Annotated in this window: 19 protein-coding genes; 9 read left to right on the top strand and 10 right to left on the bottom strand. The window is 45.9% G+C overall.

Features of this window, described 5'->3' with window-relative positions; all coding sequences use genetic code 11:
- Nucleotides 1-32 precede the first annotated feature (32 nt).
- The 5 genes from MF542_RS17830 to MF542_RS12265 all read left to right on the top strand — a co-directional run bounded on the left by MF542_RS17830 (nucleotide 33) and on the right by MF542_RS12265 (nucleotide 5,490).
- A complete protein-coding gene (locus MF542_RS17830) occupies nucleotides 33-1,067 on the top strand; it encodes an AraC family transcriptional regulator (RefSeq protein WP_247019849.1) in 1,035 nt (344 codons plus the stop codon).
- 95 nt (nucleotides 1,068-1,162) lie between these two features.
- On the top strand, nucleotides 1,163-2,287 hold the full coding sequence (locus MF542_RS12280; protein WP_247019847.1) for a nuclear transport factor 2 family protein: 1,125 nt from the start codon (nucleotides 1,163-1,165) through the stop codon (nucleotides 2,285-2,287).
- Between the two features lie 210 nt (nucleotides 2,288-2,497).
- Nucleotides 2,498-3,181 carry a helix-turn-helix domain-containing protein gene (locus MF542_RS12275; RefSeq protein WP_247019845.1) on the top strand — a complete coding sequence of 228 codons (684 nt, stop codon included), beginning with the start codon at nucleotides 2,498-2,500 and terminating at the stop codon, nucleotides 3,179-3,181.
- 66 nt (nucleotides 3,182-3,247) lie between these two features.
- Nucleotides 3,248-4,153, top strand: a complete 906-nt coding sequence (locus MF542_RS12270; protein WP_247019843.1) for a LysR family transcriptional regulator — start codon at nucleotides 3,248-3,250, stop codon at nucleotides 4,151-4,153.
- Between the two features lie 107 nt (nucleotides 4,154-4,260).
- Nucleotides 4,261-5,490 (top strand): right-handed parallel beta-helix repeat-containing protein, encoded by a 1,230-nt coding sequence (locus MF542_RS12265; RefSeq protein ID WP_247019841.1) that lies wholly within the window; start codon nucleotides 4,261-4,263, stop codon nucleotides 5,488-5,490.
- Between the two features lie 5 nt (nucleotides 5,491-5,495).
- Here MF542_RS12265 and MF542_RS12260 read toward each other — a convergent pair whose 3' ends face one another.
- Genes MF542_RS12260 through MF542_RS12250 form a run of 3 tightly spaced genes read right to left on the bottom strand, consistent with a single transcriptional unit; the run spans nucleotide 5,496 to nucleotide 12,157 of the window.
- A complete protein-coding gene (locus MF542_RS12260) occupies nucleotides 5,496-6,113 on the bottom strand; it encodes a hypothetical protein (protein ID WP_247019839.1) in 618 nt (205 codons plus the stop codon).
- Nucleotides 6,114-6,125: 12 nt separating this feature from the next.
- Nucleotides 6,126-10,943 (bottom strand): NAD-glutamate dehydrogenase, encoded by a 4,818-nt coding sequence (locus MF542_RS12255; protein WP_247019837.1) that lies wholly within the window; start codon nucleotides 10,941-10,943, stop codon nucleotides 6,126-6,128.
- A 32-nt stretch (nucleotides 10,944-10,975) separates the two neighbouring features.
- Nucleotides 10,976-12,157, bottom strand: a complete 1,182-nt coding sequence (locus MF542_RS12250) for a PAS domain-containing protein (protein WP_247019834.1) — start codon at nucleotides 12,155-12,157, stop codon at nucleotides 10,976-10,978.
- Between the two features lie 216 nt (nucleotides 12,158-12,373).
- Here MF542_RS12250 and MF542_RS12245 point away from each other — a divergent pair, with 216 nt between their 5' ends.
- Nucleotides 12,374-14,158, top strand: coding sequence for an AMP-dependent synthetase/ligase (locus tag MF542_RS12245; RefSeq protein WP_247019832.1), 1,785 nt, complete (start codon nucleotides 12,374-12,376; stop codon nucleotides 14,156-14,158).
- A gap of 25 nt (nucleotides 14,159-14,183) precedes the next feature.
- Here MF542_RS12245 and MF542_RS12240 read toward each other — a convergent pair whose 3' ends face one another.
- Complete coding sequence (locus MF542_RS12240) at nucleotides 14,184-14,804, bottom strand: PAS domain-containing protein (protein ID WP_247019830.1); 621 nt, start codon at nucleotides 14,802-14,804, stop codon at nucleotides 14,184-14,186.
- A 117-nt stretch (nucleotides 14,805-14,921) separates the two neighbouring features.
- Between MF542_RS12240 and MF542_RS12235 the strand changes: the two genes are divergently transcribed.
- On the top strand, nucleotides 14,922-16,235 hold the full coding sequence (locus MF542_RS12235; RefSeq protein WP_247019828.1) for a hypothetical protein: 1,314 nt from the start codon (nucleotides 14,922-14,924) through the stop codon (nucleotides 16,233-16,235).
- A gap of 87 nt (nucleotides 16,236-16,322) precedes the next feature.
- Here the strand turns inward: MF542_RS12235 and MF542_RS12230 are convergent, their stop codons facing one another.
- From MF542_RS12230 to MF542_RS12220, 3 genes are read right to left on the bottom strand one after another with little or no spacing between them, the layout of a single operon-like run.
- Nucleotides 16,323-16,832 (bottom strand): HPP family protein, encoded by a 510-nt coding sequence (locus MF542_RS12230; RefSeq protein WP_247019826.1) that lies wholly within the window; start codon nucleotides 16,830-16,832, stop codon nucleotides 16,323-16,325.
- Nucleotides 16,833-16,843: 11 nt separating this feature from the next.
- Nucleotides 16,844-18,853, bottom strand: a complete 2,010-nt coding sequence (locus MF542_RS12225) for a pyridoxamine 5'-phosphate oxidase family protein (RefSeq protein ID WP_247019824.1) — start codon at nucleotides 18,851-18,853, stop codon at nucleotides 16,844-16,846.
- Between the two features lie 24 nt (nucleotides 18,854-18,877).
- Complete coding sequence (locus MF542_RS12220; protein ID WP_247019822.1) at nucleotides 18,878-19,504, bottom strand: glutathione S-transferase family protein; 627 nt, start codon at nucleotides 19,502-19,504, stop codon at nucleotides 18,878-18,880.
- Nucleotides 19,505-19,726: 222 nt separating this feature from the next.
- Here MF542_RS12220 and MF542_RS12215 point away from each other — a divergent pair, with 222 nt between their 5' ends.
- Together MF542_RS12215 and MF542_RS12210 are read left to right on the top strand one after the other, a co-directional pair.
- Nucleotides 19,727-20,290: a TetR/AcrR family transcriptional regulator gene (locus tag MF542_RS12215; protein ID WP_247019820.1), complete on the top strand. Its 564-nt coding sequence runs from the start codon at nucleotides 19,727-19,729 to the stop codon at nucleotides 20,288-20,290.
- A gap of 170 nt (nucleotides 20,291-20,460) precedes the next feature.
- A complete protein-coding gene (locus tag MF542_RS12210) occupies nucleotides 20,461-21,486 on the top strand; it encodes a LacI family DNA-binding transcriptional regulator (protein ID WP_247019818.1) in 1,026 nt (341 codons plus the stop codon).
- Between the two features lie 43 nt (nucleotides 21,487-21,529).
- Here the strand turns inward: MF542_RS12210 and MF542_RS12205 are convergent, their stop codons facing one another.
- The 3 genes from MF542_RS12205 to MF542_RS12195 are packed head-to-tail and all read right to left on the bottom strand — an operon-like array spanning nucleotide 21,530 to nucleotide 26,528.
- The gene (locus MF542_RS12205) at nucleotides 21,530-23,140 is read right to left on the bottom strand and encodes an alpha-glucosidase family protein (protein WP_281501663.1); all 1,611 of its coding nucleotides are present in this window, start codon (nucleotides 23,138-23,140) and stop codon (nucleotides 21,530-21,532) included.
- Nucleotides 23,121-25,001, bottom strand: a complete 1,881-nt coding sequence (locus tag MF542_RS12200; RefSeq protein ID WP_247019813.1) for an alpha-amylase family glycosyl hydrolase — start codon at nucleotides 24,999-25,001, stop codon at nucleotides 23,121-23,123. Before MF542_RS12200 ends, MF542_RS12205 begins: the two co-directional genes overlap by 20 nt.
- 3 nt (nucleotides 25,002-25,004) lie before the next feature.
- Nucleotides 25,005-26,528 carry an MFS transporter gene (locus MF542_RS12195; protein ID WP_247019811.1) on the bottom strand — a complete coding sequence of 508 codons (1,524 nt, stop codon included), beginning with the start codon at nucleotides 26,526-26,528 and terminating at the stop codon, nucleotides 25,005-25,007.
- Nucleotides 26,529-26,837: the final 309 nt, after the last annotated feature.

Genomic DNA, 26,837 nt, shown 5'->3' with positions numbered 1-26,837 from the left:
AGTGGGAATAACAGCTAAACGAGACCTGCAGCGTGCAGATTGATACACAATATCTATTCTTTTTCTCAATGGTGGGGGCTTTCAACGGTTTCCTGCTTGCTGCCTATTTTTGGTTTACCGAACCAAAAGAAACTTCCAACAAGTTTCTCTCTTTGATGCTGTTGGCACTAAGCCTGAGGATTTTTAAATCTGTTATTCTCTATTTTAATCCTGACGTTGCACGAGACTTCCTGCAGCTGGGATTAATGGCCTGTTTCAGCATCGGGCCATTTCTATATTTCCATGTACTCAGCAAGGTAGGAAAATACCGAGCTGATAACTGGTTTTATAGAGGCCAGCTTATAGTTCTCGGAACACTTCTAATTGGTGTTGGGCTATTTCTACCCTACGACACATACCCAGAACTGTGGCGCGGCCCGATTTACCGTATTATTAACTGGGTATGGTTCGCCTATATCACCGCAAGTGCATTTGAACTAAGGCCTATTTGGAAACAAATGGTGGATAAAGAGCGACAACTTGCCTTCAGCGAAACCATTACGCTGAGTGTTTTTGCAGGGAATCTTCTTATATGGGCAGCATTTTTCACTGCAAGCTACCTATCCTATATCCTTGGGGCCATTATCTTTAGCTTCATACTTTATCTCACTGTAATGCTGGTAATTTTCCGGAAAAAAGAGGTTCCCGTTAAATACGCCGATAAAAGTATCGCCCGTGATGAGGCTTCCACCCTTAAGGATAGGCTGGATACACTTATTGCCGAAGAGCAGCTACACCTGTCATCTACCATCACGCTCCCCAAGCTTGCTGGTAGACTGAATACATCAGTTCCAAAACTCTCCCAGTTCTTGAACGATAACCTGCAAAAATCCTTCGCTGATTTCATAAACGAACACCGCATCAATAGTGCAAAACAACGCCTGACTATTGAAGGTAAATCCATCAAGATGGAACAATTGGCTGAAGAATGCGGCTATAATTCCATGTCCACCTTTTATAGTGCCTTCAAAAAAATAGCCGGTGAAACCCCGGCCAAATTCCGTGATCGCATTTCTACAGATTTATAATTTCGGACTACCAAATTATATCGCCAAATTGTGAATCATAGCACTTTTCCATACTGCTTCTGCCGTTAACCTGAACACGACAGAAGGAACACCACATGACCATCCTTTCATCAATAAAGGGAGCCTGTATCTTGCTGGCTGCCACCACAATTTCGTTCCCGGGCATAGCTACAGATGAAGAAGACATTCGAAAAACACTGAACCACTACATTGATGGCACATCTTTCAGCCGTCCGGCAGAAATAAATCAAGCTTTCCATGAAACCGCCAATCTTTACCTTACCAAGAAAGATGAACCTCACTGGATTGTACCATCCAACGAATACGCAGGTTGGTTTGGTCGCCGTACACCGGGTACAGATACGGGCCGTATTGGTGAAATCATCAGCATGGACATCGCCGGAGATACCGCAACAGCAAAAGTGGAAATCTTGGTTCCTGGTCGCAAGATGCGGTACGTAGACCAGTTTCTTGTGAAGAAACTTGATGGTGAATGGAAGATCATTGCCAAAACCGCTTCAAGCGCCCCAGCAAACAACCACGGCGGCCGTGTACTTTTTATCTTATCAAGCCAAGCCTTTCATGGCTCATCTGACCTGCCAGCAGGGGCTAGTTTCTCAGAAATTGTCAACGCCTATGACGAATTTAAAAAGCATGGTTATACGGTAGATTTCGTAACTCCTGAAGGCGGCAGCCTCCCACTTTCCTATATTAATACGTCCATCGATATGCACAGAAAATATATCTACGATTCAGATCTGATGTATGCCCTTGCTCACACTAAAAAACCTGAAGATATTAAGCCTGCCCGCTATAAGGCTGTACATTATGTGGGTGGTTCAAACGCTATGTACGGGGTTGCTGATAACAAGGCGCTACAGGACATCTCTATGGAGATATATGAGAAGCATGGCGGCATCATCTCTTCTGTTTGTCACGGTACCGCCGGTATCGTAAACCTGAAAACATCAAGCGGCACTTATCTCGTAGCTGGCAAAAAAGTTGTCGGATACCCAGAAGATTATGAACGCCAGACAGCTGAGTATTTCAAACAATTCCCACTTTTGATCGGACAATCCGTACAAAATCATGATGGTGATTTCCGTTTCGGGCCCAGAAATCAAGCCTTCGTTGAAGTGGATGGCCGCCTGATCACAGGACAGAATCACCTTTCTTCGCGGCTAGTGGTTCAGAAAATAGTTGAAGCACTCGATAAATAATCACGACAAACTAACCCACCTTAGAGGCAGAAAACCCCCTTCTGCCTCCTTTTTTCATCTATAGCTCCAATATTCACCTAATATTCCAGCATATTCATCTGGCATTCTGAGCATGAATTCCAAAGACTTGTTTCTGCTTTCAGGTGTTTAGCCCTGTTTGCACATACAAAATACAACGATAATATAATTCTGCAAAAACTGGAGGCAGACATGCGATTTGGTGAATATATAAGAATAAAACGTGAGGAAAACAGCTGGACCCAGCCCGAGGCGGCAGCGAAAATTTCAGTAGAACAATCTTATCTTTCTAAACTGGAAACAGGGAAAAGCTATCCTTCGGAAGAAGTTTTCGCCAAAATCATGTCTGCCTATTCTATTGATGTCTCACAAATGAATCGAGACCTGTTTTCAGCAGAAATCGATAAACTCCGCGAAATTGGCGAAGTGCGTACAGCTCTTCTAACCAAGCAGAAAAACGAACGTCGCTTTATGCAAGGCTGGCTTATCGCAGGCCTTGTCATGCTAATGATTAGTGGTGCATCCTTTGGGCTGACTTTTGCCTTAAATGGCCCACCACACCTACTACATCTTTATAAATCAGAAGGTGTAATCAAAGCTGGTGAAAGCCCCATGATCTTTAATTTCTTAAGCGTTGGGCAGCAAGACGAAAATGGCCAAGGCCTCATGGACCGCGTTGACTATAAGTTTAAGGAGTTAAACACCTATCGAGGTAACAGCTTCATAGATAAATTAGAGAGCGGCTATCGTATATATAGCCACTATGAGACCAAAGAAATTCAAGGAGATGCTGCGCGACTCTGGCTTTTCCCACCAGCGCTCATGTTCCTTTTTGGTGCTATTGCTTGCTTTTACATAAGCCGCCGCTGGCAATAAAACTGTTGCGTAATTTAGAACAAAACCATAGCTTTTCTCTAAACTCGTTTCAAAATTGGAAAAGCTATGGATTTCGTTTCCCTTCGCACCTTCTGCCGCGCTGTAGAAGAAGGCAACCTTTCAGCTGCCGCCAAAGCCGTTCACGTAACTAAATCTGTAGCCAGCCGCCGTATTCATATGTTGGAAGATGATCTGGGTACCAAGCTTCTTGTACGTACCACCAAAGGCGTATCAGCAACCGATGCAGGTGCCCTATTTTATGAACGAGCAATCAATATTCTTGCTGATATTGAGGACGCCAAGCAAACTGTTACATGCGCAAGCAAAAGACTGGTTGGAAACCTGAGAATTACCGCACCTCGAAGTTTCACTGACCTCTATCTTTCTAAGGCCATGGCAGCTTTCATGATAGAATATCCAGACCTGACCCTTGAATTAAATCTCACGGACGAACGTGTTGATATCGTGGGCGGAGGCTATGATGTAGGCCTCAGGATCTCTACAAATCTGGAAGACACCAGCTTAATTGCTAAGAAACTTACCCATCTTAACAGTATGATCGCTGCGAACCCGGAGTATTTAGAAAAATACGGTACACCTAAAACTATAGAAGATCTCAAGAATCATAACTTTGCGCTTTATTCCAATATCCCGGCTTCCCGGCTTTGGAAATTTATGTCTGGTGATCAATCAGCACAAACAAGGGTAAACGGTAACCTGACCTCAAACTCAGGCGTTATGCAACTTGAAGCAGCCAAAGCAGGGTTAGCTATCGTGAGTTTACCTTCTTTCTTTTATGGAGACTCCGTAAAAAATGGTGAACTAATACAAATATTGCCGGATTGGCAACTGCCAGAACTCACACTCTATGCTCTTTATCCAGATCGACGTTTACTTCCCATGAAGGTACGCGCCTTCATAGATTTCATGGCAGGCTGGTTTGCAGTTCCTGAAAATTCGGCACATTTATAACATGATCTTTATTTAGGCTCTAACGTGAAACAGGTTACCTGTTTACTGGTAAAGAGTTTTTGTTATTCTCATTTGTAAGGTTAAAAAGAGATACCATGGGGATTAAAATGAAGAAGCTTGCCTTAGTTGCCGCTATGTCTGGTTTGGTTACGATGGCATTTCAACATGCTTCTGCAGATGGTATTTTAATATCCAGCAGTGATTTCAATAGCTACCTCAAAGACGCTAAAGCCGGAGACGTATTCACCGTATTTCCTGGTAACTATTTTCTTACAAGCACAGTACAACTTAAAGGTAATGGCACCCTTCGAAAACCGATTACTTTGAAGCCTGTAAAACCGGGGACAGTTAAGATATTTGTTCCAAAAACCGTGGGTTTCAAAGTTACTGGTAAAAACTGGATTATTGAAGGGTTTGATATCAAAGGTTTTTGTAAAACCGATAGTGACTGTGAACATGCCTTCCATATCGTTGGCAATGCTGATGATATTATAATTCGTAACAATACGCTTACTGAGTTTAATGCAGCTATTAAAGCAAACGGCGACGGAAAGGGAGCATCCACACAATTTCCTGATCGTGTTCGTATTGAAAACAATACCATCTATAATTCCTCTCCCCGCAATACTAATAGATCAGTTACTCCTATTGATGTTGTTGGTGGTAAACACTGGCGTGTGAAAAATAACTTCATCGCAGACTTTGCCAAAACGGCGGGGAATAAAATTAGTTACGGAGCTTTCCTTAAAGGTAATTCTTCCTCAGGATTATTTGACCAGAATCTTATTATCTGCGAATGGCGCCATACTGGCGGTATTCGACTTGGTTTATCATTTGGAGGGGGCGGTACTGGACAGCAATATTGTGAAAGGCAAAATTGCGCTATGGAACATTCAAGAGGAGTGATCCGCTCAAACATCATATTAAACTGTCCAGCTGATGTAGGAGTTTATTTAAATAAGTCAGCCAATACCAAACTAATCAATAACACTATCTTAAATACGGCAGGCGTTGATGTTCGCTTTCCTACAAGTTCAGCCGGTTTTGCTGGAAACATCATCGAAGGCCGCATCAAGGATCGAGACAATGGTGTTCACCAGGATTTTGGGAACCTAGTTGCAAAGGATCTCAGTGATCTGTTCCCTGGCGCAGAGAATTTTGACCTAACTGCGAACAATATAGCTGCATTAAAATACCTACCAACAAAATACGTAGGCCTAGATTATTGTACTGGTAAAAAACAAACCCGCTGGCACGGTGCAATGCAACAACCAATAACCTGCGATATCCGACAGAGGCTTCAAACCATTATTGATAAAGAAAAACAAAGCCGATAAGCGGTTTAACTGCGGGCAAATTCCTGCTTCGGCGCAATCTTACATTTTTCCACGGGTGTAGGTTCTGTATCAAAATTTGTCTCATAGCATTCATCAAGAAGCGAGCAATAACACGCTTCCGGCTGAAGTCTCCAACGCACAGTATTCAAGGTGTACCAGAGCGGTAAATTCTGCTCATCAGGGAAAAGGCTGAACACTTTTAAAACATCACCTTGCGGCAGAATTTTTGGTGACACTGTATTGGTGAACAAACAGTTATTACTCTCACAGCTCAGGGTACCGCCTTCATCGAAAACCAGTTCCACCAGATGGTAGGCATCATTCAAATATCTGTCTTGCAATTTAATACGGAAGCTTTTCACCTTTGCTGGGCCCACACCCACATTTTCCAGATGAAAATAAATTTCCTGATTTAAATCATCATTCACATTGCCATGTTCTACCTGCAAATAGGGCCAAGTTTCAGCCTTTACCTGATTTAGAGAGGCTTCCGATTGAATATAGGTGGCAATAAAACTGGCTGCGGAAATAAGAACCGCACTCACCGCAATAACAAAATTGAGATGATCCTTTGAAGGTCGTTTCAAACGCTTCTTGGGTTTTGTTTCTTCTTCCGCAGCCATGTTTATAACTCTTTATCTGAGAATTGAACGAAGGTGTCTTGCCGCAAAGCTTAGCTTCGCAACGCTAAGCGTACCAGCCTGCGCTAGATCTTCAATCAAACGTTCTGCACGGATAATACGCGTTGCTTGCGCGGTAGCCCAGTCTGCCGTGGCTGCATCAGCTGATTTATCACCAGCTCGCTTACATACACGTTCCACATGATTACGCTGCTGATCCGCCAAATCCTCAAGGATTGAGCGAATAGCAAGTACTTCCCAGTGGTCATCCGGCGGAATACGGTCAGCACGCTGCTTGAGCCAATCAAAGCCCAACTTATCGCCAAGAGCAAAGTGAACAGATGCCACATAATCAACCGGCTTATCTGCTTGTTCAGCCACCGCGATGATATCAGGGCCACTACTGAACACCTCAAACGCACCAATGAAGGTTGCAAGTTCGTGCCCAACACCTGTAGCTTTTAAAACATCTCTACGGTTAAGGAAGGCTTCTTGAGCCGGTTCCGAAAGCGTTTCAAGCTTGATAGCAAACAAGCTCTTGAACGGCGCTTTAAAGCGTTCAATCAACTTGCTCACGTTAAACGGACGATCAATGTTCCGAAGCACCCACATAACCTGTGTTTTCAGGCTGTTAGATACGCTCTGGTGCATATCATACTGGGTAGATGCCGCCACTTGATAATCCAGATCATTAATATCGTTCCAGATTTTCTGTAGGCCGAACACTTCCCGAACAATCACGAATGCCGCCACAATATCTTCAACACCGAGACCAGTTTCTTCCTTCACTTCATACACAAAGGTAAGGCCTGCCCAGTTCACCACTTCGTTTGCAAGAACCGTTGCAATAATTTCACGGCGCAGCCTGTGATTTGCCAGCTCTTCCGCGTAAGTATCCCGAAGAACACTTGGGAAGCCCCATTCAAGCTCAGGCTGAAGAACAGGTTCATCAATCAAGTCTGAGTCCACGATGATATCGAAGAGTGACATCTTGGCATAAGCTAGAAGCGTAGAAATTTCCGGGCGTGATAGGCCACGCTCATTTGCTGCCAGCTCCGCAAAGCCTTCATCAGATGGAATATATTCGATCTCACGGTTCAAGCCACCATCACGTTCAAGCGCTCTCACGAGGCCAAGGTGATACTCACGGTCAGAAACCGCTTTAGCTTCTGCCAGAGAAATCGCCTGTGTCTGCAAATAGTTATCCGATAGAACGATATCAGAAACTTCGTCGGTCATGCTTTCAAGAAGCGTATTACGTGCTTCCATATCAAGCTTACCTTTGGCAATCGCATCCGCGAGAAGGATCTTGATATTCACTTCTTTATCAGAACAATCCACACCGGCAGAGTTATCGATAAAGTCTGTGTTCAGGCGGCCACCACGGCGAGCAAACTCAATTCGGCTCTTCTGGGTCATACCCAGGTTTCCGCCCTCACCAACAACCTTAAACTTCAGATCATCAGCGATAACACGCAGGCCATCGTTGGCGCGGTCACCCACCTCTTGGTTGGTTTCATCAGATGCACGAACATACGTACCGATACCACCAAACCAAAGAAGGTCAGCCTCAGCTTTCATGATCAGGTTGATCAGATCAGTTGGGGTAACTGCATCAGCATCCACACCCAGCCATTCTTTAATTTCATCAGTAAGCGAGATGGATTTCTCCGCACGAGAGAAGATACCACCGCCTTGTGAGATCAGCGATTTATCATAATCTTCCCAAGTAGAGCGGGGCAGATCAAACATGCGCTTACGCTCGTTCCACGCCGCTTCGGTATCACCTGGGTTCGGATCAATGAAAATATGCATATGGTTAAAGGCAGCTTTCAGGCGAATGGTTTTACTGAGAAGCATACCATTACCGAATACGTCGCCAGACATATCGCCTACGCCCACAACAGTGAATTCATCTTCCTGAGTATTCACGCCCATTTCACGGAAATGGCGCTGAACACCAACCCAAGCACCCTTGGCTGTGATACCCATTTTCTTATGGTCATAGCCCTGAGAGCCGCCAGATGCGAATGCATCACCGAGCCAGAAACCATTACCTTCCGAAATACTGTTAGAAATATCAGAGAAAGTCGCTGTGCCTTTATCGGCCGCTACTACAAGGTAAGGATCATCATCGTCATGGCGCACAGTATCTTTCGGCGCAACCACATCACCATCAACCAGATTATCTGTGACAGACAAAAGGCTTGAGATAAAGCTGCGATATGAAGCAACACCTTCAGCCATAAAGGCATCTCTGTCGCTCATAGGCGGCAACTGTTTCGGGAAGAAACCACCTTTCGAGCCTTGCGGCACGATTACGGCGTTTTTCACCTGCTGTGCTTTCACAAGGCCAAGAACTTCTGTACGGAAATCCTCACGGCGGTCAGACCAACGCAGGCCACCACGTGCCACAGGTCCACCACGAAGGTGAACACCTTCCACCTTCGGTGAGTAAACCCACATTTCGGCATGTGGGCGCGGTAGAGGCGCTTCCTCCACATCACGTGTACGGATTTTAAACGCGAGCGCCCGCTCATCAACACCTTCAACAACACCAGGCTGATAGAAGTTTGTTCTGAGCGTAGCTTTAAGAACACTTGCGTATGCTCTCAAGATACGGTCGTGATCAAGGCTTTTCACTTCCTCGAACAAGTTCCTCAGATCTGTAGTGATGTTCTTCGTAAGTTCTTCACGGTTTGCATTTGCATACACTGGATCAAAACGAACTTTGAAGAGCGCGACAAGCTGCGCGGAAATTTCATCATTTTCCACCATGCTGTCGGCAATATAATCCGGTGTATAGCCCATACCCAACTGACGCAGGTATTTGCCGTATGCCCTTAGGATCACAAGTTCCTGCCAGCTCATTGCTGATGTCAGAACAAGCTCATTGAAACCATCGTTTTCACATACGCCGTCCCATACCTTCTTGAAAAGTTCTTCAACAAGCGGCTTAAGGCGTTCAATAGCAAAGGCCGTACCTTCAAGGCGTTCAAGCGTGAAATCATGGATAAAGCTCGTTGATCCGCCACCCATTTCGTAAGAATGCTCAGAAAGAACGCGGAAGCCCATGTTTTCAAGGATAGGCATACAGCTCGAAAGCGCGATAAGCTTGCTACCGTGGTAAATTTTTAATCTGTAACGTTTTTCACCGTCACCAAGATGCTGGTAGAAATCTACCTGCAGATCATCACCGCCTTGAAGTGCTTCAAGTTTGCAAACATCATATGCTGCTTGCGGCGGTGTAAAGCTTTCACGGTAAGCTGCCGTAAAGCGGCCTTTGTAAGCGTGATTAAGACCTGTGCCTTCTTCCTCGCCAACACGTTCAACAAGCGCCGTATGCAGACGGTCTTCCCAGCCCTGAGTGGCTTCGGCAATTTTGCGGTTAATTTCGCGTACGTTCACTTCAGGTACATCACCCGGGCGTGTACGGATAATGAAGTGCCAGCGAGCCAGCGCTTCTTCACTAAGTTTCGCATAATAAACCGAAACTTCACCGTTATAAGCTGTACAGAGAATATCTGCGATCGCTTCACGAAGGCCTGAGTGATAGTTTTCACGCGGCACATAAACAAGAGCGGATACAAACCTTCCAAACTGGTCTGGACGAATGAAAGCTTTCGGGCGTGGACGTTCAGTAAGCTGCAAAACACCAAGTGCCGTATCATACATCCAGTCTTCACTTACCTGAAACAATTCATCCCGCGGGAAAGTTTCCAGAATGTGAGACAGTGCTTTGCCTGCGTAACTGCGACCACCAAAACCTGCACTCTCTTTAATGTTAGCAACCTTGTTGCGCATCATTGGAACATCATGGGCAAACTGGCTGTAAGAAAGCGATGTAAAGAGACCAACAAAACGGCGTTCGCCGATAGCGTTGCCTTCACTATCAAAGATTTTCACACCAATATAATCCATATGGGAATTACGGTGCACGGTAGACTTTACGTTTGCTTTTGTAACAATCAGAGGCTCAGGCTGTGTCAGGAAGTGCCTGATTTCAGCCGACATAGGTGTAAGGCCGTCTTTATCACGGAGAACATTCCGTTTTGCATCACGGAGAATACCAAGGCCTGAGCCCTCTACCTGCGTGAAATCAAACGTCTGTGGGTCACCTTCAAAACGGTATTCGCGGAAACCAAGGAACGTGAAGTGATCAGCACCCAACCAACGTAGCAGGCGGATCAATTCTTCAACTTCTTCATTATCAATCGGTGGCGGGTTAACAGTCAGGGACGCAACTGTCTCATCAATTTTCGCCAACATACCGCGCCAATCACCTACAGCGGCACGTACATCAGCCAGTGTGCTATATACCGTTTCTTCGATTTCCTTGAGCGCATCCTTATTTGTCTGCGTATCAATCTCGATGAACATATAGCTTTCGCGTTTGGCTTCAGCACCTTTCCCATCAGAGCGTACACCTTCGCCATCGCGAGAAACTTCGAAAATAGGGTGATGCATCATCTTAATGCGGTACTGCATCATCGTAGCAAGACAGCCTGTGATAGAATCCACAAGGAACGGCATATCATCATTGATGATCTGCACCACGGTATTCTTCGTTTTCCAACCGTTTTCCTGACCACGCGGGTTCAATATTTTCACGATCGGCTGGTTTGGCGCACGCGTTACCGCCGCCTGCCACATGCTAAATGCAATCGCATAAAGCTCGGCAGTGTCCCGTTCCAGAAGGTCATCAGGGGCTGCTGCACCATAAAAACCATTCAGGAAGCCTTCAAAGGAAACCAACTGTCCTTTTTCAAGTTTTTCGGCAGCTATTGCACCGATTGCAGAGAGAATTTTTTTAATTGTATTGTCCGTGGTCACTTTTAATGTCCCTTCGTAACCCGGCATGGAGCCTATTTTTTATCAGAGGATGCAAGCTGGCGGATCGCTGAATCAAGCGCCGCCTTTCCGGTGTTTGCGCATCCCAACGCTTCAACACCACCACCGCTTTTGCGGCGAGCCAAAACTAAGCAGAATTCATCATCGGGGTTTATATCCTTAAGTGGTTTCGCTTTTTTCTGCCTTAAAACTTCAATCGCTTCTTGTTGGCGATTATGTGCTGGTGTTCCAGATTTTTGGCGTTTGTACTCACGTTCTTCCTGAACGCAACCCTTAATGCCGCCTGGCACACCTAAAAGATACTCAACAAACCCAGTACTCGAAATTCCGCTACGGCTGGCACAGGATATTGCCGCTGCATATTCTGTTATACGGGTCTTATCATATCCTTTTCCAAACACAAGCTTCAGCGCTGGGGTGAAAGGAGCGCGCGCCTGCTGCTTAAGCCCTGCTTCAGCAAGAACTGCTGCAAATACATCAGAGTCAGCCACCGATTGTTCATAAAGCCGATAGGCCTGCGCCAACACTTCATAAAGCCCAATTCTATTTTGCTGATCTTTATGGGAGATGGCCCCAGCTTGCTCCGCATACTCTATAATCATCCCGTCAAAGGCGGATGTGTCCACAGCTTGCGGTATCTCTTCCGAGAGGACTTCCTCTGCTAAAAAAGCCGGGCTTTGGTCTATAACTTCTTCCGCTGCCTTTTTACGGAAACTAGCAGTTACCATAATAAAATTTGGTTGCAGCCCATCACTGGAGAAAGGCAACATCATGCCACGGCATTCGGTATCTTCTTCGAGAAATTCGAATTCGGCTGCTTTTCGCCGGCCTTCCTCTTCTGCAAACTGTTCAATCATTGCAACAGAGAAACCGCAATCAGGGAAATCCTCTAAATATGCCCCAACCTTGATAGGTGCTGCGATAAGGGATTGGATAACATCCCCGACAAAACGCACAACAACACCGCGACTGTTAAATTCAAGCAGCAAGCTGTTTGACTTAAAAGGTGCTAAATCTTCAGCGCGCAAATCAGAGAAAAGGGGATAAGTGCGTTCACCCTTAAGGGAAAGCCAATAATCAAAAGACCTAAGATGTAAGCGCCGCTCAATTGAGACTTCTGCACCTGCTTCAAAGTTGTCTTGCACACCGTCGATTGGCGTATCGGTAATATTATTATCAGCTTCTGAGGCTTCCATGGACCCAAACCATCTTGAACATGGACGTTTTAGTTTTTTTGTTTATCGCACCGTAACGTCATTGGAGCAAGCAAGATCGGTCAAATAAGACAACTTTTTTACTTTCAGCGGAAAAAAGCCTCTATAACGCAATGAAACTGTAAAAAACCTACTTGCTCCCCCACTTTTTTTGCGCAAAATGACAGAAAGCTCAGGAAGGGCTCGGGAGGAAATTGTATGTCTTTTATACCGTGGGACAGCCTAACGGCGATGTTCTATGAACAATCAGCCAAACTTGGTGACAAGCCGCTACTCTTCAACAAGAAAGATGGGGAATGGCAATCCCTCTCGTGGAAAGAGGTTACAGATAAGGTAACTCAACTCGCGGCCGCCCTTGAGAAAATGGGTGTGGAAGCAGGCGATAGAGTTGTTCTTGTTAGTGAAAACCGGCCAGAGTTTATGATTGCTGACTTTGCAATTATGTCAATCGGCGCGATCAGTGTTCCTACTTATACCACCAACACAGCCCGCGATCATTTACATATTCTTGAAAACAGCAAAGCCAAGGCATCTATTGTTTCAACAAAAGCACTTGCTCGCACTTTCCTGAAAGCTGCCCACCAGTCTGATGATATGCAGCACTGTATCCTGATGGAAGATTATCAGATTGAGCAGCGCCTGAATGTAAAGATTTATCATTGGGACACTGTTGTTGATGCAGAGGTACCCAATACAGCAAAATATGCGGAAAAAGCACGTAGTGTATCCCGAGATGATGTGGCTTGCTTAATTTATACAAGCGGGACAGGCGGCGCACCAAAAGGGGTAATGCTTCATCACGGTGCTATTCTCACCAATAGTGAGGGGGCATCCAATGTTATTCACGAGCTTGGCTTGGAAAATAATGCATTCCTTTCATTCCTACCACTGAGCCATGCTTATGAGCATACAGTGGGGCAGTGCTGGCCAATCGGCTTGGGCGCTGAAATCTGGTACGCTGAAAGCATTGAAAAGTTGGCAACTAATATGGCTGAGGCCAAACCTACAGTCATGGTGGTGGTACCGCGCCTCTTTGAAATGCTGCGCACACGCATTACCCGCACGATCCAGAAAGAAGGCGGCACCAAAGCAAAGCTGTTCGAACGCGCTCTAGAGCTGGGTATGAAAGTACAGCGCGACAAACAAAAGCTTTCATTCTTTGAAAAATTGGAAAACTGGTTCCTGACAAGAACAGTGCGCAAGAAAATCAATCAACAGTTTGGCGGGCGTTTGAAAGCACTTGTGGCAGGCGGCGCACCTCTTTCACCAGATGTCGGTTATTTCTTCTCAAGCCTTGGCTTGCCGCTTCTTCAGGGATACGGCCAAACAGAAGCAGGACCTGTTATTTCAGTGAATCCGCCAAGCGCACCGCGTATGCACACAGTGGGCAAAATCTTCAAAGATGTTGAGGTTAAAATCGCTTCTGACGGAGAGATTCTGGTGAAGGGTGACCTTGTCATGAAGGGATATTGGCGCGATGAAGACGCCACAGCTAAAACCATTGTTGATGGCTGGCTTCACACAGGCGATATCGGCCAACTGGATGATGAAGGTTACCTTGAAATTACTGACCGGAAGAAAGATCTGATCGTAAATGATAAGGGCGATAATGTTTCACCACAGCGGATTGAAGGCATGTTGGCGCTCGAAGACGAAATATCTCAAGCCATGGTTTATGGTGACCGCCGCCCTCACCTTATTGGCCTTATTATGCCAGATGTTGAATGGATGGCAGATTGGGCGAAAAAACACAATAAACCGCGCAAGTATGAAGAATTGCAAGAAGATGCAGATTTCAAGAAAGCAATTGGCGAAGCTATTAACCGTGTAAATGGCCGACTTTCCAACATTGAAAAAGTGCGGAAATTCAGCTTGGCAACAGAAGCCTTCTCAATTGAGAATGAACAAATGACCCCAACACTTAAACTGAGGCGTCATATTGTTTGTGAAATCTATAAAGACACTCTGGAAGGTATGTATTAAAATAAAAGGGCGCCTGATATAACGTTTAGGCGCCTTCTCTATATTTTGAGGAAACCCTCTGCGGCATAGTTTCTCCTGCACTCTCACGGTCCGGCACCCCAAACCCCAAATCATAATAGCCTACCATATTGATAGACCTATGGGTTACCTGCGCTCTGTCTTCCACAGGTTCCGCGCCCCATGAAGTGTTCGACAGGAACGTTGAAGAAATTCTAAATCTAGGCTTCCCTTCTTTACAAAGGAGAGGAAAACCAAGCGTAACAGCTTCAATTAAACGACCATTATCCAAAACCAGTTCTTCATCTTGCCAGGTGGCACACCGTTTTTCAGAAACTTCCATAAAAAACCATGAAACAAGTTTGCGCGACTCTTGAGGTAAAATTTCCAGAACATTTGTCCCCGTTGATCTCTCACCAAAAATCGCTTCTGCCGCGGTACCAACAAGCCGTAATTTCACATGATCTGCACTTAAGATTTCATAAAGCACAATAGAAGATAAAAACGGCTTCATATGATAGGGATGAATATCAGCCTTATAGGGTATACCTTGTGCAGAACCAGTGATTAGGCTTTCCATATAGTCGGCAAAGGCTTTCAGTGTAGGATATTGGGTATATCTGTCTCTCAGTTCATTTGGTAAAGACATAAACTATACTTCGCATTGCACTATCACTTATTTCTGCTTAACTGTTTTCAACTCTAGTATGCAAAACAACTAAACGCTAGTGAATTACACCAAATGATAACACCAAGGGGGACATCCATGCGGGGCAATAAAGTAAAAACTGCTTTAAGCGCGATCGCCATTCTGGCTTTAAGCGCCTGTGGTTCAGACGCCGCTGACACTACAGAAAACGGTGGCAAAAGCCAGATTTCAGAACGTTATGTGAAGGCTATACTGGGTATTGGCGAACATGAAGCGGGTTATATCGATGCATATTATGGCCCAGAAGCATGGGCAGATGATGTAAAAAACAACAAAAAAAGCCTCACCGAACTTAAAAAAGAAGTCGCCAGTCTTCAGAAACTTGTCGAGGAAACAGCACCAACAGCAAAATCTGAGATTGAGAAAAAGCGTTTCATCTTTTTAACGAAACAACTGATTGCCGCAGATGCTCGTATCCGTATGCTCGAAGGAGAGAAATTCTCGTTTGATGAAGAAACAAGCCTGCTCTTCGATGCTATCGCTCCAAAGGTTACCAAGGATGAACTTGAAGCGGCCCTAACAAAACTGGAAGATGTAGTTGAAGGTGATGGCCCCTTAAGAGAACGCTATCTGGCCTTTACTCAACAATATAATATCCCTGCGGATAAACTGGACGCTGTTTTTGATGCCGCCATTCAAGCCTGCAAAACTAAAACAGCTGAACATCTTGATCTGCCCCAGAACGAATCTTTCACAACCGAGTTTGTAACCGACAAACCATGGTCGGGTTATAACTGGTATCAGGGCGGCGCAAACAGCCTCATTCAGGTAAACACTGACCTGCCAAGCCCAATGAGTGCAGCGGTAAACCTGGGCTGCCATGAAGGCTATCCCGGACACCATGTTTATAACGCCATGCTGGAACAAAAGCTGGTAAACGAACGCGGTTGGACCGAATATTCCGTTTACCCTCTTTATAGCCCACAAAGCTTTATTGCTGAGGGCACCGCAAGTTATGGCCGCTTCATGGCCTTTCCCGGTAATGAACAAAATGAATTTGAAAAAGCGGTTCTCTATCCACTTGCAGGCCTTGACCCCGCAAAGGGAGACAAATACCGCGATACTCTAGCGGCCCTCAAAGGCTTAAGCTACGCCCGGATTGAAGGCGCTCGCCGTTATCTGGATGGTGAGTTAACCCGTGAAGAAACCATCGAATGGCTTGCGCGCTACAACCTTATCAGCCGTGAGCGCGCTGAACAAAGCCTTGATTTCATTGAAACATACCGTGGGTACGTAATTAACTATACCTTAGGTGCGGATCTTTCAAAAGCATACGTGGACAAGCATGGCGGCAATGATCATTCTGCCCGTTGGGACGCATATGAAAAACTGCTTTCAGAACCTTTCACGGCATCTATGATGAAAGACTAGAGAGACAAAAGAACACCGTGAGCAATAGTTTCAGAGAGGTACACTATTTGCTCACGGTGTTAGTTACTGCGAGGAACGCAGCAAATCTTAAAACCAGTAAGAGGGATAACGCCGCGCAGGCGAAATATTATTAAAAATCACAGCACATCCCACCAGAATGGCCGTTGAAATTAATACCGGCACCCACAAAAACTCCCAATCTGCAGCTGTAATAATAACAATAATTGGATTTGCACCCGCTGGCGGATGAACTGTTCTAGTTAGCTGCATCATGGCAATCGCAGTTGCCACCGCAAGCGCGATGGAAAGCCATCCGCCCCCCATAAAGTGAAGAAACAGTAACCCTACGAGCGATGTTAAAAGATGCCCGCCAATGATGTTACGCGGCTGTGCAAGAGGGCTATCGGGAACCCCAAACGCGAGAACCGCACTGGCACCAAGTGGTGCCATCAATAGCGGCTGATCACAAAGTTCTGTAATAAGCGCAACAATACCAATTGCAATAGAGCCACCCAGCCAAGAAAGAAGCACGTGTGTTTTCTTTGGCCGTGGTGGTAGTTCTCCCCCACCTTTCATTTTATGGAGATAACCAATCATTCCGTTAAACCTTATAAGTCAAGAAGTAAGCTTTCATCAGTCTCGTCTGAAACTGGCACTGCACAACAAAGCAGAATTTCGTCATTATCCACCGGATAAGCAGGCGGGGTCTCATATTGCACTCTCCCGTTCAAGCGGCGCACTGCGCAGCTCCCACACGACCCTGATCGGCAACTAAACGGCGCTTCTATTCCGTTATTTTCAGCTGCTTCAAGAAGGGTTTCCGTATTTGCATCCCAAACTATAGTTTTCTTGGAGGCAGAAAATTCCACTTTCTGCGCCCGGTAGTTTGCTGTTGGTTTTTGTTGTTGGCGCTTCAAGCTCGCGGGCCCAAACGCTTCGAAATGGATTTGCGCATCATCAATGCCTTCAGAAAGAAGAAAATCATATACCCCCTGCATAAAGCCCTGAGGGCCACACAGGTAATAATCTGCATTTTTTGGAAGGCGTTGTCGCTTCAACCAACGGCCATCCGCATATCCCGCTGATGCGCCTGGAATAGTTCTTAAATCTCTGTCCGCCGCCTCACTAAATCTTAGTGAGATTTCAGCACTTGGGTTTTCCTGTCTCCACCTGCGCATAAGCGGCAAAAATGGTGTAACAGAAGGGGTGCGAGATGCATGAATGAAGGCGATAGGAATGTCGGCGTTGGAGCCTTCAAACAGACTTTCTGCCATAGCCATCATAGGTGTGATGCCCACACCAGCTGAAAGCAATACTACAGGCGCATCTTCGCGAGCTAACGTGAAAGTCCCTGCAGGTTTGGCTGTTATAAGTGTGTCTCCGATACGGAGCTCATCATGGAGGAAACGCGAAACTGTTCCCTGTTTTTCCCGCTTAACAGTAATGCGGTATACATGTTCGTTTGGTGCGGCAGATAACGTATAAGTACGGCGCTCAAGCTTACCGTCTACCATCAATGAAACAGGCAAGTGCTGCCCTGGCGCATAAGGCCGAGCATTACCCGCTTCCGGCTTCAGGTAAAAGCTTTTAATGCCAGCCGCTTCTTCAACAATATCCATCACCTCGCTGTAGACCTGATCACCGCGGAGAGCAGGTAATGCGCCGGTTCGGCTCCACCGTGCCTGATACGGCACAAATGGAGACATCTGGGGGGTAGTGAATGTATAAGGCACAGCCTTTTTGTGTCTGATTACGCGGCGCGGGGTAATACGCACATATTTAAGCGCTTCATCATAATGATACGGGCTATCCTCAGGTAGTATCATCTCTGCATGCCCAGACAGCTGCAATATGTCTCTGCTCTCAAAATCAATGAACAACAGGCCAGCCTGCGGGTTTGCGTGGATGTTACCAAGTGTGTTGTAAATATTGTTACCGGAGAAATCAGGGAACAGGATCGAACCGTCTTTCAAAACCTTCACAAACCCGGCTTCACCACCACGGTGAGACATATCCACACCGTGCTTTTCATCCTGCCCTAAATCGCCCGAAGCTGACGCAATGAAGAAAGTATCAGCACGTTCAACCAGCGCTTTGTCACTCTCACTCAGTGCATCACCTAGCTGAGAGACAACCTTATCCTGCACATATCCTTCAACGGGCCGTACTTCGCGGCCCTGAATATACTGAGGGCAATTTCCGAAAGACTGTGTCACTTCAATAGAGAAATCACCGTCTCTCACAAGTGAAATTCGCCCGTTTACCCGGTTCCGACGACGGGTGTGAAACTGGATGCCAATCATGCCCACTTCAGCGCCTTCTGTGAGGGAGGAGAATAAGGGGTCTTTCTCCAAGGGACCAGCACTGATAGTGAGCATGGTTGGCGAGGGGGACTGGACAAATCCAATTTCGCCCCAGAGAACAGAAGCCCAAGGAGCTCCATCTTTATCCACTGAGGCCATAAAAAAGTAAGGAAGGGCCGTATAGAACTCACGGTGTTGATCGGGCATAAAACGCCTAATCATGCGAGGAGCATACGCCTGCACCGCTTCTCGAACGCCAAACTGGTCCTGAACTGCAAGTTCACCAGCGTGAAATGGTGTTGAAGAATTCTGCATGGTAAGGCCCTCCCTCAAATATAATTAAGCTGCGTTTGATACGTCTGTTTTCTGCATACCAACGAAGCCTTCCAGTGCTTCGATACGTGCAAGCCATGAGGTAACATTTGAATAATCGGTAAGTTCCACAAGACCTTCAGGAGCGTGAGCTACGTAGCTATAAATCGCTACATCTGCGAAGGTCGGGCGGCCTGCCACCAGAAATTCTTTGCCTTCGAGTTCTGCATTTAAATACGCAAGAAAAGCGTGAGCTTTTTCAATGGTTGCTGCTTGATCAAACTGAGCGCCAAAAAGGGTAATGAGGCGTGCAGAAGCCGGGCCATTTTGCAGTGGACCATTAGCCTTAGCGAACCATTTCTGAACTTCTGCCTGCCCGGCAGCATCCGCTGGCATGAAACTACCATCATCAAACTTCGCCGCTAGATAGGTTAAGATCGCTGTAGATTCTGTAACAACAGTCTCGCCGTCCACAAGAACAGGAACCTGGCTTGCTGGATTAAGCTTTTTAAACGCCTCACCACGGTGCTCACCTTCACCAAGCTTTACAGTGCGGTTTTCATATTCAACACCAAGAAGACCTAGGGCAAGCTCGGCACGGTGTGCATTACCCGAAAGCGGAAAGCTGTAAAGAACCAAAGATGTATCAGACATTTTTCTCTCCCAACAAAAGCTGATGAACATTTACTGATCGGTACACACAAGATATGTACTGATCGGTACACCTTGTCAAGCCAGCATTTAGATATTTTTTCTAAAAATGCTTCAAACATCTGTTTTTATTGGATTTATTAGTATAATTTTTTGTTACTTGTGCAGATATGTACAAACTGATACTGTACCGATCAGTAAATATTTTGAGTTAGGTTGAGTCGTATGAGCGCGTCGAAAAGAGATGAATTGGTCCAGAAAGCCCTGAAGGTTTTTTATCAGGAAGGCTTTCATGCAACTGGCATGGACAAACTGGTTGCCGAGACAAAAATCTCTAAAACTTCCATGTATAAACATTTCCGAACCAAAGAGGATTTGATTCTGGCGACCTTGCGCCTCAGGGATGAGCAGTTCCGAAATTTCATGATCCGCCGTGCCCAAGAACTATCTTCCACACCAGAGGAAGAAATACTGGCGGTGTTTGATGCCCTATCCGAATGGTTCAAAGAAGACAAATTCAAAAGCTGCATGTTTATTAAAGCATCATCTGAGTATCAAAACCCAGAACATCCCATTCATGCAGTTTCCGCAGAACATAAACGCCTGATTAAAGTATATTTCAAGGAACTAGCTGATAAGGCAGGCTTGAAAAACACAGAAGAACTATCACGAAAAATCCTGCTTCTTAAGGAAGGTGCGATCGTTATCGCCCACCTTCACAGAGATATAGACCCATCTATTGATGCTAAAGAAGCCGTAAAAGCACTGATTGATACACACCGAGCTTAGGGTACAGGCTTGATCAAAACACACACGTACCTCAATGAAAATATGAAAAACCCTCTATATCCTTTGCAAAAATAAAAGCCCTTTATTCTTATAGGTATTTCACTATTATAAGCTACTAACGGGAAACATTATCGTGCTTTTTTGCAAAATAATGCAACGAGGGAGAGGGCATGTCAGACAACGAAGAAGAAAGCCTGTATAGGCTGGAAGACTTGGCAGAACTTGCTGGTGTTTCCATCTCTACAGTATCGCGTGCACTGAATGATAGCTCTCTGGTATCTGAGCGCACCAAGAAGAAGATATTAGCCCTCGCACAAAGCAACAACTATTCCGGCAAACTGAAAGAAAAGGTCTATACAGAAGAGGCCGAGAAAACGATCTCCATTATCATCCCGCCACCACAAGGCAGGGATACACGACTTTCCGACCCGTTCATTCTGGATTTAATAGGCGGTATTGGTGATGCGCTTAAAGAGCGAAACTGTGATCTTCTGATATCACACCTGACACTGACAGATTATCATAGCGCGGCAAACCTTGTAGCGAGTGGCCGCTGTGATGGCCTGATTGTAATCGGCCAAAGTACACTTCATAAACAACTGAACCAGTTAGCCGATATTAAAGTGCCATTTGTAGCCTGGGGTGCGCAGCTCCCAGACCAAAGCTACTGTTCCGTAGGCAGTGATAACCAACAGGGTGGCAGACGCGCGACAAGACACCTTATTCGCATGGGCCGAAAACGCATTGCCTTTGTGGGGGAAACAGATGCGCCAGAAGTAGCTCTCCGCTTCAAAGGTTATCAGGAAGCCCTTGAAGAAGCAGGTATTGAACTGGATCAACGCCTAATCAGGCCCACCAATTTCTACCCGGAATCCGCCATGGAAGCGGTGGAAGAAATGCGAGAGCTGGATATCGAATTCGATGGTGTCGTTGCAGCAAGTGATATGATCGCTATCGGCGCTATGCGCGGCCTTATCCGTTCTGGTGTAAGAGTGCCTGAAGACGTTTCGGTAATTGGGTATGATGATATTCTCGCAGCAGGCTTTTCAAGCCCTGCTCTTAGTACAATCAAACAGGATGTGACCAAGGCAGGCAGGCTTATGGTAAGCAAGCTGCTTCGACTTCTTGAAGGTGAAACAGTGCAGCCGTCTATTCTTCCAACGGATTTAATTATCCGCGAATCCTGCGGCTCTTAAACCCGCAGGCAAAGAAAAAGGGCCCTTCCAGGCCCTTAAATTTCTATAGCTTCATGATGTAACCACCGCAGACTGGAAGAGGCTTATCTGGTCCAGCCCCCATCAATGGTAGAAGTATCTCACCCTCATAAGCCTCAGCGCACCAATCAGCCTCGGCTTCACCCAGATTAAATACACACAGTAGCTTTTCCTCCGCACCCTCGCGGATGAAAGCAAGGACAGGTTCATCGCTTTCAAGGAAAGTAATTGATCCCGCCTTAAGCGCTGAATGCTGTTTACGGAACGCAATCAAATCACGCGTGAATTTTAGGTTTGAAGCCTGTGTATTTTCCTGCTGGCAAACGGCCAAATCATAGTGCCGCTCATCAATAGGCAACCATGTATAGCTTGGCCAACCACCAGATTCCGCCGAATTATGCCACGGCATCGGCGTTCGGCACCCATCGCGCCCCAACGTATCAGGCCAGTTTTTAATGGCCTCTGGATCAACAAGACGTTCAAACGGAACATCTGCGTGCTGAAGGCCAAGTTCCTCACCCTGATACATGAAAATTGTTCCGCGCAGAGCAAGCAAAAGTGCGTTCATTGCATTCGCGAAATCCTGCCTGTTCTGGCCGCGCATCCAACGAGATACCACTCGCTTACGGTCATGGTTGGAGAAAGTCCATGAAGGCCAGCTATCTGTTTGGCTTTCCCAATCTGTCAGTGCTTTTCTGATCGCGTCCGCGCTTAGATTATCTTCTTCAAGGAAGATAAAGCTGTAAGCGGTATGAAGCAGATCATCTCCTTCCGTATATTCAGCCATTTCCTTCAAGGAGCGACGTCCGCCAACCTCCGCCACAGTGAATGCATCATATTCATCCATCAAGGCACGCAGGCGCTTTAGGAATTTGGTGATATCCGGGTGAGACTGGTTATAGATTTGGTCCTGCATATCAAAAGGCTTGTTACTTTCAGCCCCTTCATAAGCGGGATTATCTCTTAGCTCAGGATCGTGCATATAGTGGTTAGTGGCATCAAGACGGAAGCCATCCACCCCACGCTCAAGCCAGAAACGGGCAACAGCTAGCATTTCTTCCTGAACTTCTGGGTTATGAAGGTTCAGGTCAGGCTGCTCGGGCAAGAAGTTATGCATATAATATTGCTTACGGAGTGAACACCAGGTCCAGGCTGGACCAGCAAACACGGCCTGCCAATTATTTGGCGGACCACCATCTGCCTTAGCATCAGCCCAGATAAACCAATCAGATTTATCACCCTTTGGGCCCTTCCGGCTTTCTTTAAACCAATCGCATTCTATAGAAGCATGGGAATACACCTGATCGATAATTACCTTCAGACCAAGCGCATGCGCTCTTGTGAGCAATTCATCAAAGTCTTCAAGCGTTCCAAAGATAGAATCCACCTGCCTGAAATCAGAAACATCATAACCAAAATCATGCATGGGTGATTTGAAGAAAGGTGATATCCAGATACCGTCCACACCAAGGCTTGCAACATAATCAAGCTTGCTTGTAATACCCTTCAAATCGCCAATACCATCCCCATTGCTGTCGCAAAAACTACGTGGGTAGATTTGGTAAATTACTGCGCCTTGCCACCAGTTTAGCACTCTTAAATCCTTATTATTCTTATTATTTACAGTTTTTAGCATCAAAAACAGCCCAACTCAGCGGTGCTACTTCAAGTACACCACCTTTGCTCACAGGCTTACTACCGCTGATGAAACACATAGTGCCTGCAGATGCCTCAAAGGTGCGCCGTTCTTCAGCTGTATTCAAAACCACAATGAGCTTCTCACCAGATGTTTGATCTTCGCGGCTAAAGGCAAAAACACCCGCCTGATCTTCTGTTTTTAGAACAGTTTGCGCACCACTTCTAAGCGCAACATGCGCGCGCTTCAGAGCAGCGAGTTCCTGAATAGTTTTATAAAGTGGGTGGTCCTGATTAAAGTTATCGACCTCAGGGGAAACATCACTACCGATGTTGCGGTTGTCGTTATATGACGCCACCTGACTTTCAAACATATCTTCGCGGGCATCCTGATCATGCCCATCACCCGTAAAGCCCTGCTCGTCACCATAATAAACAACCGGCACACCGCGCGTGAAGAACATAAGAGCATGGGCGAGCTTAGACCGCTTCAGCGCTTCTTCATCACTGATGCCTTCATTCTTTTCCATGATGAAACGCCCGATACGGCCCATATCATGGTTACCGAGGAAGGTTGGCAAGATAGACGCATCATATTTCTCTGTTTTATAAAAACGGTCCTGCGCATAAAAATCTGCAAGCCTTGCTGTTGGCTGGCTTTCACTGATCACCGCATTCGCCGTACCCTGGAAACCAAAATCAAGAACCGCCGGAAGACCAGATACTGTTGTATAGTGGCTCAGCTTCTCTGGATTAAATTCATAAACCTCACCGAACATATAAAATTCCGGCACACCAACACCATCAGCGGCTTTTTTGATAGCAGGGGCAAATTCCTGCCAGAAACTATCATTTACATGCTTCACTGTATCTATACGGAAGCCATCGATTTTAAATTCTTCCACCCAGAATTTATAAATATCGATGAAACCTTTTTTCACATCCGGATGCTCGGTGAACACATCATCAAGGCCTGCAAAATCACCATAAAGAGAGCTTTCACCCTTCCATTCACTGTCACCGCGATTGTGATAATACTTGATATTATTAAGCCACGCGGGCACTTTCACATTCTTCTCTGTTTCTGGCACGTATGGTGTGTAGGCAAAATTATTATTGGTGAGTTTCGCGAAATTTTCAGCCGTTTGATGCTCTACATCATCCCCCAGAAAACCTTCATTGATAACGGTTCCATCTGCTTTACCAACTGTCCTATACGGGTAATCTGCTTTACTGCGATAATCGCAGAGCGGCACGTTCAGTGAGTTTTGTCCACTCGGGTAACACTCTTCATATTTAATAACGTCAGCAGTGTGATTGGTGATGATATCGAAGATCACCTTCATATTGCGCTTGTGCGCCTCTTTCACCAAATTCTTCAGGTCATCATTGGTACCGATATGCGGGTCAATCTGCGTAAAATCCGTTACCCAGTACCCATGATAACCAGCAGTTACATTCACCGTGTTACCCTGCGTTGGCTTGTTTTTGAAAATAGGCGTGAGCCAAACAGCACTAATCCCCATATCCGCCAGATAATCGAGCTTAGCAGTAAGGCCTTTCAGGTCACCGCCGTGGAACATACCTTTATGGGTTGGATCAAAACCGTGGTCGTTTACACCGCCTTCAATACCGCCGCGATCATTCGATGCATCACCATTATTGAAACGGTCAGGCATCACGAAATACATTACATCATCTGTAATAGGACGACTTTGATAAGGTGCCATATGCTCAGGGCGAATTGATGTACTAGCAACCGAAGGCTCAGTTTTAGTTTCAGAAGCCTGTTCCTGCCCACAAGCAGTTAAGGCTGTTGCTGCAAGGCAGAGAGCAAGTGTTTTTAACGCATATTTTTTCATGATCTAGGCCTTTGGCTTTTCAATAATTAAAGTAACAAGCGCTGCAATCACCATGGATGCGCCAGCAAAAATAAGCCCGTAGATAGCCTGCCCATCGAACAGCTCTGTAACGAGAAGACCAAGTGTGGTGGAAGCAACAATCTGCGGAATAACAATAAAGAAGTTAAACACCCCCATATAGATACCCATCTTTTGGTGAGCGACTGCACTTGAAAGAAGCGAATAGGGGATGGAAAGAATGGAAGCCCAGGCAAAACCAACAAGCCCCATGGAAACGAGAAGCCATACCGGGTCTGTCACCACATAAAAGGAAGCAAGGCCGACACCACCAAGAAACAGGTTCAACATGTGGATACGGCGACGGCCGATTTTATTAGACAGCCCTGCAATAAAGATAGCGGCCCCAATGGTTACCAGATTACGAACCATATTAAGGACACCCGCCCAGTCAGCGCCGTCATTATAAAGCGTAGTTGTTGGGTCGCTGGAACCAAAATGATACGCAGTGACCGCCGGAATAGTGAAAGACCACATAGCAAACATGGCAAACCATGAGAAAAACTGTACCACAGCCAGCTGTTTCATGATCTTCGGCATCAGCATCAAATCATCGGTGATTTCAACAAGCGCTCCTTCACTTTGACCTGCAGCCTTCTGTTTCGCCACCAAAAGGCGCAACAAACCAAAAACGGCCACGCCGCCCGAAAGAATATGCAAACGGTAAGACCACCCAAGAAAATAGATAGCTGCAGACGCTGCAAGACCAATAACAAGCCAAAGCATACCGCCTTTATTGTGCTGTGCAGGCGGTACAACACCCTCTTCACGCATGGCGGTTATATCCAAGCCATCATTCTGTTTTTCAGCTTCTTCGCTCGCCTTATTGAAAGCTTCCAGCTCTTCTGGGCTATATTCTTTTGTGGTGAAAACAGTCCAGAACACACAGACCAGAAGGATGATGCCACCCGTATAAAAGGCATAGGATACAGATTCAGGGATCACGCCAGCGGGTGCAGTGTTTGAAACATCAAATATATTCGTCATTACCCACGGCAACGCCGCCGCCACAGAAGCACCAATTCCAATAAAAAATGTCTGCATGGCGTATCCGAGCGAACGCTGACGCTCAGGCAACATATCACCAACAAAAGCCCTGAATGGCTCCATCGCCACATTGAAGGACGCATCCATCACCCAGAGCATACCAGCTGCAATCCATAATGTAGGAGAGCTAGGCATAATAAAGAGAGCGATCGTGGAAAGAATAGCCCCATAGAAAAAGTATGGCCGCCTGCGCCCCATTCGGTTCCAGGTTTTATCACTCATATAGCCAATGATTGGCTGCACAATCAGACCCGTAAGAGGTGCCGCAACCCAGAGAATGGCAATTTCATCGATATTGGCACCAAGCGTTTGGAAAATACGACTAACATTACCAACCTGCAGTTCAAAACCGAACTGAATACCCATAAATCCGAAACACATGTTCCAGATCTGCCAGAAACCTAGCTGTGGTTTTTGCTTCATACCTCAAGCTTTCTCGTGAATCAGACTGCCCTCCCCAGGCCAGCAACATATATATCCGGTCATATCAGTCTTTGCAAAAAATTGCAAAAAATATTTTCACATTACAAGTCGCCAACACATAGAATACATAACTTAAGGGATAAACTAATAAAAACGTTAGATAAATCGAGGATAAATCAGCACTTTTACTTTGTGATTTCTAAACCACAGTTTGCGAAGTTTATGCAATTTGACGCAAAAAAATGAAAATACTTCTTGAGTTTTGCAAAATATTCCGCAATTTTGCCAGTGATTAAAAAACTGTAACAA

The organism is Kordiimonas laminariae (genome assembly GCF_023008165.1).
GTDB lineage: Bacteria > Pseudomonadota > Alphaproteobacteria > Sphingomonadales > Kordiimonadaceae > Kordiimonas > Kordiimonas laminariae.
The sequence above is the reverse complement of the archived record's forward strand: the minus strand, read 5'-3'. Positions and strand labels throughout refer to the sequence as shown.